Origin of the sequence: Clostridium sp. CAG:43, assembly GCF_000434655.1 — a bacterium.
In the GTDB taxonomy this organism is placed as follows: domain Bacteria; phylum Bacillota; class Clostridia; order Lachnospirales; family Lachnospiraceae; genus Otoolea; species Otoolea fessa.
Genome location: NZ_FR895024.1, coordinates 1 through 8,942, shown reverse-complemented (window position 1 = coordinate 8,942; position 8,942 = coordinate 1). Strand labels below are relative to the sequence as shown.

General features: G+C 52.6%; 8 protein-coding genes. 2 read left to right on the top strand and 6 right to left on the bottom strand.

What is annotated here, in order from left to right; genetic code table 11:
* Together secG and QVO97_RS02105 are read right to left on the bottom strand one after the other, a co-directional pair.
* A partial coding sequence (secG, locus tag QVO97_RS02110) for a preprotein translocase subunit SecG (protein ID WP_288188670.1) occupies window positions 1-121 on the bottom strand: 121 nt, incomplete at its 3' end.
* Window positions 122-361: 240 nt separating this feature from the next.
* On the bottom strand, window positions 362-514 hold the full coding sequence (locus tag QVO97_RS02105; protein WP_288188668.1) for a hypothetical protein: 153 nt from the start codon (window positions 512-514) through the stop codon (window positions 362-364).
* Window positions 515-560: 46 nt separating this feature from the next.
* On the opposite strand from QVO97_RS02105, the gene QVO97_RS02100 reads away from it, so the two are divergent.
* Complete coding sequence (locus QVO97_RS02100; protein WP_022358765.1) at window positions 561-2,276, top strand: hypothetical protein; 1,716 nt, start codon at window positions 561-563, stop codon at window positions 2,274-2,276.
* A gap of 7 nt (window positions 2,277-2,283) precedes the next feature.
* Window positions 2,284-3,294 (top strand): nucleoid-associated protein, encoded by a 1,011-nt coding sequence (locus tag QVO97_RS02095; RefSeq protein ID WP_022358764.1) that lies wholly within the window; start codon window positions 2,284-2,286, stop codon window positions 3,292-3,294.
* A 67-nt stretch (window positions 3,295-3,361) separates the two neighbouring features.
* On the opposite strand, the gene QVO97_RS02090 is transcribed toward QVO97_RS02095, so the two are convergent.
* From QVO97_RS02090 to QVO97_RS02075, 4 genes are all read right to left on the bottom strand, one after another.
* Window positions 3,362-4,090: a histidine phosphatase family protein gene (locus tag QVO97_RS02090; protein WP_022358763.1), complete on the bottom strand. Its 729-nt coding sequence runs from the start codon at window positions 4,088-4,090 to the stop codon at window positions 3,362-3,364.
* An 85-nt stretch (window positions 4,091-4,175) separates the two neighbouring features.
* On the bottom strand, window positions 4,176-4,988 hold the full coding sequence (locus tag QVO97_RS02085; protein ID WP_022358762.1) for a hypothetical protein: 813 nt from the start codon (window positions 4,986-4,988) through the stop codon (window positions 4,176-4,178).
* Entirely contained in the window at window positions 4,985-6,205 is a 1,221-nt protein-coding gene (locus QVO97_RS02080; RefSeq protein WP_022358761.1) for a DUF5716 family protein, read from the bottom strand. Before QVO97_RS02080 ends, QVO97_RS02085 begins: the two co-directional genes overlap by 4 nt.
* A 27-nt stretch (window positions 6,206-6,232) precedes the next feature.
* The coding region (locus tag QVO97_RS02075; protein ID WP_288188666.1) for a DUF5717 family protein at window positions 6,233-8,942 on the bottom strand (2,710 nt) is incomplete at its 5' end.

Here is an 8,942-nt window from a genome sequence, read left to right as displayed (position 1 = left end):
TGTCAGCCATACCGCCGATGGAACCGGACAGACCTGCCGATTTGCCCTCCTGCAGTAGGATTACCGCCGACAGGAATACACAGATAATAATAAATATGATCGTAAGGATCGTCTTGATCATCTTCGCACCTCCTGAATAAACATAGTAATCATAGCATATTTTCGGCAGAAGGACAACTGTTTTTTTCCCGACTTTAACCCGGGAATTTGCCGTATTTAAATGCGAAGCCACGGCAAATTCCGTTACCGAGTACGTATGCGTAAACAGTAACGGTTTTTCCGCTTTATCCGTCTGATCAGACGTCCTAGACCAGCATTCCCCCAGTTATACCGGTGCCACCTGTCGATCACCGTCTTAATTTTACGCAAAAATGTATACAGCACACGGATCTCTTCCGGCTTCAAAAAACTCATCGAAATCATTTCCCGCCGTTTCCGGGCTTGATTTTATCTCCCGTCGTGCGATACAATAGAGTTCTATCACATTTACAATCAGCGAAATCCTTTTTTTCATGGGAACAGCTATTTTTTATCATAAAATGAGTCAGGAGGGTTCTATTTTGAAAAAATTCACTTCGGCGTTTGGGCGTCTGTTTCTCTCTGCCGTCCTTATTTTTCTGGTGTTCTACACCATGATGCCAGCCATCAATCTGCACGATCAGGATTTCATCGTATTCCTGATTATCTGCATTCTGATTGTACTGGCAGTCAACTTTATGGAAAGCATTCTCATATTTCTGAAAACAGTGCAGCAAAACCGCGGCGTTGAGATCGTGCGCGATCCTGTGACCGGACGGATGGTTCTGCGACGCAAGTACGCCGACGCCTCCGGCAGCCCGTTTGCCGGTTTTAAGGCGATGGGACGCCCGTGCAAATATGGCACGATCGCGATCGCTGTCCTGATCTTCTTTTCCCTGATCGCCTCGGCGGCGGGCGTCCAGCTTTTTAATGCGTCCCGCTACCGCGATCTGATCACCGTTACCGAGGGCGATTTTGCCTCAGATGTCGCAGAGCTTGGCATGTCGCAGATCCCGGTCGTTGATAAGGACACCGCCTCCCGGCTCGGAAGCAAAAAGCTCGGTGAGATGACCGACCTGGTCTCCCAGTTTGAGATTCAGGAAAATTACACACAGATCAACTACAAGGGGACACCGTACCGCGTGACGCCTTTGCGCTATGCCGACCCGATCAAGTGGCTGTACAACCAGAAGAAGGGACTTCCGGCATACATTGCTGTCAATATGGTCGATCAGAATACCGATCTCGTCTGGCTGTCCTCCGGCATGAAGTATTCCACCAGTGAATATTTCTTCCGCAATATCAACCGCTACATCCGTTTCTGCTACCCGACACGGATGTTTGAGACGGTCTCCTTCGAGATCGACGACGATGGAAACCCATACTGGGTGGCGCCGACCATCGCCTACCGGATCGGCTGGTGGAACGGCAAGGACATCGACGGCGCGATCCTCGTCAATGCTGAGACCGGCGAATCTAAGTGGTACGCCAAAGCGGATGTCCCGCAGTGGATCGACCAGCTCTATGATTCGAACCTCATCATGGAACAGCTCGACGACAACGGCAGATTCCAGAATGGTTATTTAAACTCCATCTTCGGTCAGCGCGGCGTGCGCCGGACGACCTACGGCTACAACTATCTCGCCATCGACGACGATGTGTGGCTGTACACCGGCATGAGCTCTGTAACCTCAGATGAGTCGAACATTGGCTTCGTCCTCGTCAACCTGCGGACGAAAGAAACGAAATTTTACACCGTTCCGGGCGCCACCGAGCTCGCTGCAATGGATTCCGCGCGCGGACAGGTGCAGCACTTAAATTACAGTGCGACCTTCCCGCTTCTCTTAAATATTTCCGGGCGACCGGCATATTTCATTTCCCTGAAAGATGCTGCAGGGCTTGTGAAAATGTATGCGTTCGTCGATGTCGCGCAGTACCAGATCGTCGGCACCGGACAGACGATCGATGAGGCGAAGCGCAATTACCGTGAGACGCTGGGACAGGAGGAAATCGAAGATCCGACTGCCAAGGAACCAGCGGCAAGCGAAACTGTCTCCGGCACGGTCGAGGCGATCGAGAATGTCGTCGTTTCCGGTAACACCTACTACTATTTCACGCTGACCGATGACCGCACCGACAGCGTCTACACCGCTGCGATCACCGTTTCCGAGCGGCTTCCGTTCGTGCAGGCGGGCGACTCCGTTTCCTTTGAGTGCGTCGAGAATGGTTCTACAAAAGAAGTTATAACCTGGAGGTAAGATAACATTGAAAAGTGAAGATATGATTTTAAAGGCAGCCATCGTACACATCCTCGATTCTTCGGTGGGAATCCCGGTTCTCTCCGACCAGAACATGGAGGTCGGACCCGATTTTTCCGACTTCCTGAAAGCGCATATCGAGAAAATCACAGAAAGTGACGATGTCAAGCACTGTACATTTGCTGAAGGATCCGAGGTCAAAGAGCTGCTGCAAAACTGCACCCCGGACAATTTCGTCGAGACGAGCAAACAGCTCGCCGAGCGCCTCTACGACATCATGAATGCGAATATTGACATTCCAGCCGCCGATGTGGCGATGACCGTGTTCGGCTGCAAGGGCAAGGATTATCTGGCATTCTTAAAGATGAACTACAAGACCTCCTACACACATCAGACCAGGGAAACGGACGGCGGCAACAGCAACGAGATCATTTTACAGCGCGCACTGCTTCCGGGACAGGGACAGCGCCTCTCCGAGGCGTTTGTCCTCGATCTCTCCGACGGCTCCCTGATTCTGGCTGAGAAAAAATATGAGGTCAACGGCGAAAAATGCTTCTATTTCTCCGAGCTCTTCCTCGAATGCCGCGCCCCGCTCTCCCAGAAATCCAAGCTCGACATCGTCACCCGCGCCGTCGATCAGGTTGCCAAAAAATATTACGGCGACGAGGATGCACAGAAAAAGATGGAAATCAAAGACATTATCTGTAATGAATTAGAGGAACAGGGCGAAATCAAGGTGTCCGAACTGCGCGAAAAAGTGTTTCCCGGCAGCCCGGAGATGCTCGAGGAGCTGGATGAAAAGCTCGACCGCTACAACCTCTCCTACGAGACGGTCGCGCCGAAAAATGAGCAGACGATCAAGAAATTCCAGAAACAGAAGCTGTACACTGACACCGGCATCGAGATCACGATCCCGATGGAAGAATACAGAAATCCCGACCATGTGGAGTTTATCACCAACATGGACGGGACAATCTCGGTGTTGATTAAAAATATTGGGATGCTGAGCAGTAAATAGCATCTAACACGAAATTTATTTATCGGCTGATTCAAACGATTGCGATACATAATAACAGAAACATCCATCAGTCATGCCGTTGATCAAACCGTGTATACACCTCACAGAACCGCGCCGCAAACGACGGCTCGCGTCCACCCGCATACAGATGAGAAACATCCCCAAAACTGCTCATGCGGAAGGATGCGACGCCGGAGCGGCGCTCTTCTGTACAGAGCACCGTCACCGACGACGGCGCCGCACAGGTTCCGTGCCAGAGCTGCATCGGAGAGATATTTAAAAGATGGGAAAGCAGGACGCACTCGACGCCAAAATGACAGAATAAAACAATCGTGTCCTCATTCGGTGCCACAGCCCGGTAAAACAATCCATTTCTCACATATCCGTGCCGTCTGAGCAGCCGGTCAAGCTCTCCAGTCACCCAGTCGTACTCTTCTTTTACATGGGCGTTCTGAAAGACTTCTGTTTCATGCCAGTGATCCTTATCAAAATACTTCGGCTCCGCCATCCACGCATCCGGCAGCCAGTCCCAAACACAGTGCCCGGAATCCTTTCCCGGATGTACCGCCTGCGGGGCAAATTCACGCAGCCAGCTGCAGGTTTCTACCGTGCGGCAGGCTTTTTTTAAGGTCAGGGACGCCGTGTCCTTCGCACGCCCCAGCGGCGATACATAATAAGCCGCCACCGGAATCGGCGCCAGACGGTCTGCCAGAAGCTTTGCTTCCTCCCAGCCAGCCGGGGTCAGGGAATCAATTGAGTAATCAGGATCCGCATGGCGGACAATCAGAAGGCGCATAGGAAAACTCCTTTCGTAAAGAAATGTTACAAAACCAAAAAGCGCGGTGCTCATGACCAAGGGATGTATCTGGGCGCGGGCAAAATTAGAGCATCTTCCGATACTCCTGCTTCCACCCATTTAAAAGTTCTTCCGCACTCTCCATCCGCCGGACCGGATTGCGGTCAAACATCGTTTCGACCATGCGGACATTCCCGCACTTCTCTGCGGTCTGGTTCGCCTCATCGAGTTCCCGTTTCCAGATCTCCTTCTGTTCCGGCGTCATCGCAGCCGCATGGCGCTCCTTAAGCTCCAGCTTCGGGTCAATCAAGGCAAGCTGGTACAGATGCTTCAGCATCTCCGGGCTCTTGTCGAAATTGTACGCCATTTCATAAGCGGTAAACGCTTTCTCAAACCAGAAAATCCCGGCATACGCCGCCCCGATATTGTTCCAGATCTTCGCGGTAAATTCGTCCGTCAGCGATTTGACCCGCCAGTCCTCCAAAATCCGGTTGTAGTAATAGATCGCCGTCCCAAACTGCCGCAGGCGGAAATAGTAATCCGCCGTCTCCTTCCGGAACTCCGCCGCATTCATTTTGCGAAATGCCGCCAATTTCTGGCGGTATGCCGCAATCTCCTTTGCCGTATAATAACAGCACTCCTGCAGAATCACGATCGGCAGCTCGTCCTGGCTCTCGCCGCTCCGCTGCCATGCCTCCAGTTTGCCGGCCAGAAACGAAAGTCCCAGCTCCGAACGTATAAACTCAATCAGGCGGTCATCCACAAATCCATCCAGCGCCAGAAGCGGATTCTGATAAATGACATAACACAGCTCCTGCGACGATGCGATATGGACGCCCAGCCGTTCTATGTAAAAAGGATGTCGAACCGGCTCCTGCCGGCAAAGTATCAGACTCATAATGAAACCTCTTGTTTAATCATCCGGTTTGTCGCCGGAAACAATTCTCCAAATCCCAAATCACGTATCATGACGATCATCGTGTCTTCCCCGGTAAATCCAAATGCCATCTCGATCCGGGTCGTCCGGTCCGGGCGTTTCGGGAATCCCTCGAGCGGAATCTTCACCGTCTTCTTTTTGCGCGGTTCCAGCGGCTGGAGTGAAAATTCCACCTCCGGCGTGCCCGACACGATAAATTCCGCCGTCATTTTCGTCTCATACCAGCTGTCCCCGGCGGATGCCAGCACCAGCTGTCCCTCTTTTTCACGCTCCTGAATCTTTAAGGAAACCGTTGTTTTCAGCCGCCCCTCACAGATACAGGTAAAATGGTACGCACTCTGCGCTTCACAGAGATCTTCCGAGCGGATCAGCGCCCCTCGGGTAAATACATCCATCTCCGCAAACACCCGGCGCCGTTTGCAGATCTGCTGCATAAAATCTGCCGCCCAGTCCGTCTGTGCAAATCCCCTGCCGGTCAGGATGATCGCTGAAAACAGGCGCTTCTGCAGCAGCCGTTCCGCACAGGAGGAAAGAATCCGGTCTGCCATCTGGATGCCCGCGTCGCTGTCCAGCACATTTAAGTGGAATGACTCCTCCAGTTCTTCCTGATCCGCGACCACCTGCATCTGGCGCAGCCCGCGCTGCACTCTCAATTCATAATAATGAAAACCATTCTCCGAAAGTTCAAACATTCCCACCTGGTTGCTCCAGACTTCCCGTTTCTGGCTCATCACGTAATATACAAAGCTCTCCGCGTGACTGATCACATGCACCCGGCTCCGGTCGATTTCCAGAAAATCGGCACAGTACATCAGGCAGTCCACCAGCTTTACCTCAAGCTTTGGCACCGTAATCACCAGGTTTTCTATCTCTTCTTTTCCGGACGCCTGTCTGGGAATCGCAAGCACCTGCTTCAGGAACATTTTCAGCAGATATAAGCCCTCGTAGCGGACACCGTCGATCGTGGCGGTGCCGTCCTTCATGGCCAGGGAAAGCAGCTTATCTTCCACTACCATGCCCTCTAACGCGCCCCCGGCACTCTCCTCTGCCACCCGCCAGACGTCCGAATCCGGTTCTTTTCCGATCCGGGTCGGAACCGACCAGATCGTCTCCTGACCCTGACAGGATATATGTGTGCATGAATCACACAGATCCATGCCAATTATAAGTCCATTCATCTATCGTTTGTCCGTCTGTCCCTTTCCTCAGGCGATCGGGAAAAGTGCGCTTACCGCCGCATCTCTCTTCTGGTACTCCCGCATCTTTTCCCGAAGCGCCGTCTCGTTATTTACTTTTAAAGAAAGACTCATCTCATTGAGCGCCGCAAACCGGCTTTCCCGGCTGCGTCCCGGAATCTCCCGGCAGGAAATCTCTCCCTTTTCTTTCGTCTTCCGGACGCCGTCCTCTTCCTCTTCGATCTGATATTCCAGCGTCTCGCCCTCAAAAATCACCTTTTCACGGATGTAAATATCCCGGTAAACGAGACGCATTTCCTCATAGTGGAACTCTTCCTCCTGCGGCAGAATCCGCAGCCGCAGATACGGGCGCACCGCCCGGCTTCCGTGATACTCGATGATTTCTTTATCTAAAATATTTCCCGGGATATGGATAAACCGCGCCAGATCCTTAAAATAGGCAAAAATCATGCCCGCATCTAAAAGCACATCCACCACCGACTGGCACAAGCGCCGCTGTTCCTCCGAAAGCTCCGGCAGCGTCGCATAATACTTTGTCAGCGCCAGCAAATAAATATCCGGGATCCGCTCCCGATCAGAGCTTCCCTGCACAGCACCCTCCAAAAATGCGAACACCTTGTCGTCCGTCGGACGGTTTTCCAGAAAATATTCCACGCTCTTGACCGTGAAATACGCGCGCACGATATTTTCCCCTGTTTTCTTGCGTGACGCATAAAGCTCGAACACCCGGTCTAACTTTGCTGTATTGCCGGTAAAGAGCATCTGCGCCACCAGCCGTTCCTCCAGATCGTACGTCTCCACCCGGAGCCGCAGCCCCTGCATCAGGACGCGGTACATCTGATCCACCGTACCGTTGAAATGTTCGCAGAGATAATCAAGAATCACATTGTCCGGCTTCTCGTGTTCAAAGACATACCAGGTCAGATAAAGCAGGTGGTCATCCCGGTCAAAGAGATTTTGAAGCAGCATTCTCCCGCAAAGCCGCAGCAGCAGATTGACCGGCAGACCTTCCAGACCATACCGGCACACCATCTCATACGCCTCGCTGAAATGCCCGCACCGGATCAGCGTCCCGCAGACGCCGTTTCTCTCATCCCGCGTCAGCTGGTCCTTGTCAAGACTCAGAAGGTATGAAACACTTCCATCCTTTTTCGCATCCTCAATCCCATCCGCCATCCTCTTATAATACCGCACGATCGCTGACAGCACCTTTGCCCTAAACAGTGGGTGCAGCTCCATCTTCTGATCCGCGTGCTCCAAAAGGATCGCATCGTCCCCGGTCAGTACCTCCTTGCGGCAGGCTTTTGCACACGCATTCATAAAGAGGAACGGATGCATCGGATTCATTTCAAAACAGGTCTGTAAAAGTTCCTCCATATCCGTAAATACCGGCTGGATGGCGCAATTTACCCGCGCATACCGCGTCTCATTTTCATCCTGGAATAGAACCAGATCGCGCTCCGAAAACAGCGGCACATACGCCGTGCCCTCGTTCAGCACATACGCGTCCTCCGTCATCTGATCCTCATGGCGCACCACCACGTATTTCATCGCCGGTTCCCGGCATTCTACCCGGCAGGATTTCAAAATCCCCGGCAGGACACGCGCCATCTGCGTATCGATCAGTTCCGGATAGATCAATTTCCGGTACAGGACCGCCAGGGCACCGTCTATCCGTTCCTTGAAAAGCTGATCCACCGCAAACTCTTCCATCGCCCGCTCGTACATCCGGTAAATATCCGAATCCGGCGTTCCATATGTAAGAAGGTTCGCATAAAGCTTCGCCAGTGACCCCGCATCCAAATTTGCCGAATACGAAAAGTATAAAAATACCTCACGCGACATCAGGCGGTCATAATTCTCCGGCATCGCATATAAATAATATTCATACAGGCGCGTCAGACTCAAATCTGCCTCCAGCGCCCGGCTATACCATTCAAAACAGGCTGTCTCCCGGCAGTCTCCCCGGATCAGCATTGCACAGAGCGCCTCCAGAATCTCCGTCTCCGGATACAGCCCGTAAAGTTCCGTCAAAAGGCGTCTGTAAAACTCCCGGTACGAACGGGACGCACGCATCACCCGGACCGCTGCCAGTGCCAGCTCGCGGCTGATAATTTTCCGGCGTGTCCCATAGTACAGGGCATGAAGCTCAAAATTGCCCGCATTGTCTAAAAGGATCGGATCACTCTCCAGAAGTTTCAGTCCCGCCGCATAGAGGAATGGGCTGTGACAGCCATCCTTAAACTCCTGCTCCATGCTGATCAGCACCGTAACCGGATTTTTCTGCAGTTCCTCATCCAGACGCAGAAGCATCAGATAATAAAACAGGCTGCTGCCCGTCTCCTCCGACGCATACTGCTGCAGCAGGCGGATCAACGTGTCCTTCTGCTCGGCATTGCCGGTCAGCGTCACGTACAGATAGCGGTACAGGCAGTTAAGCTTCCGGTCGCCCGATATTTTAAGCGCCGCTGAATCCTGCAGTTCCTTTAAAATCGTCTGCGCTTTCTCGCGCCGATCAGTCAAAAGGTATAATTCCGCCTGCAAAAGCCGCAGTCCCGCGTCATAGTGCGTCATTTTCATCAGATCCAGCTCCCGCTGCATCTGGTGAACCGCCTCCGTGCCGCCGATCCCATTTTCATACGCCAGACGGGCAGTCAGATAATTTCCAAGCTCTTTCTGGAATGACATATGTGCCCGGTCGCATCCGCCCGCATCGGCA

Excerpts from the sequence above, each read along its gene's own strand:
- QVO97_RS02085 (WP_022358762.1), bottom strand. The coding sequence starts at position 4,988 with ATGAGTCTGATACTTTGCCGGCAGGAGCCGGTTCGACATCCTTTTTAC.
- QVO97_RS02105 (WP_288188668.1), bottom strand. The coding sequence starts at position 514 with ATGAAAAAAAGGATTTCGCTGATTGTAAATGTGATAGAACTCTATTGT.
- QVO97_RS02090 (WP_022358763.1), bottom strand. The coding sequence starts at position 4,090 with ATGCGCCTTCTGATTGTCCGCCATGCGGATCCTGATTACTCAATTGAT.
- QVO97_RS02080 (WP_022358761.1), bottom strand. The coding sequence starts at position 6,205 with ATGAATGGACTTATAATTGGCATGGATCTGTGTGATTCATGCACACAT.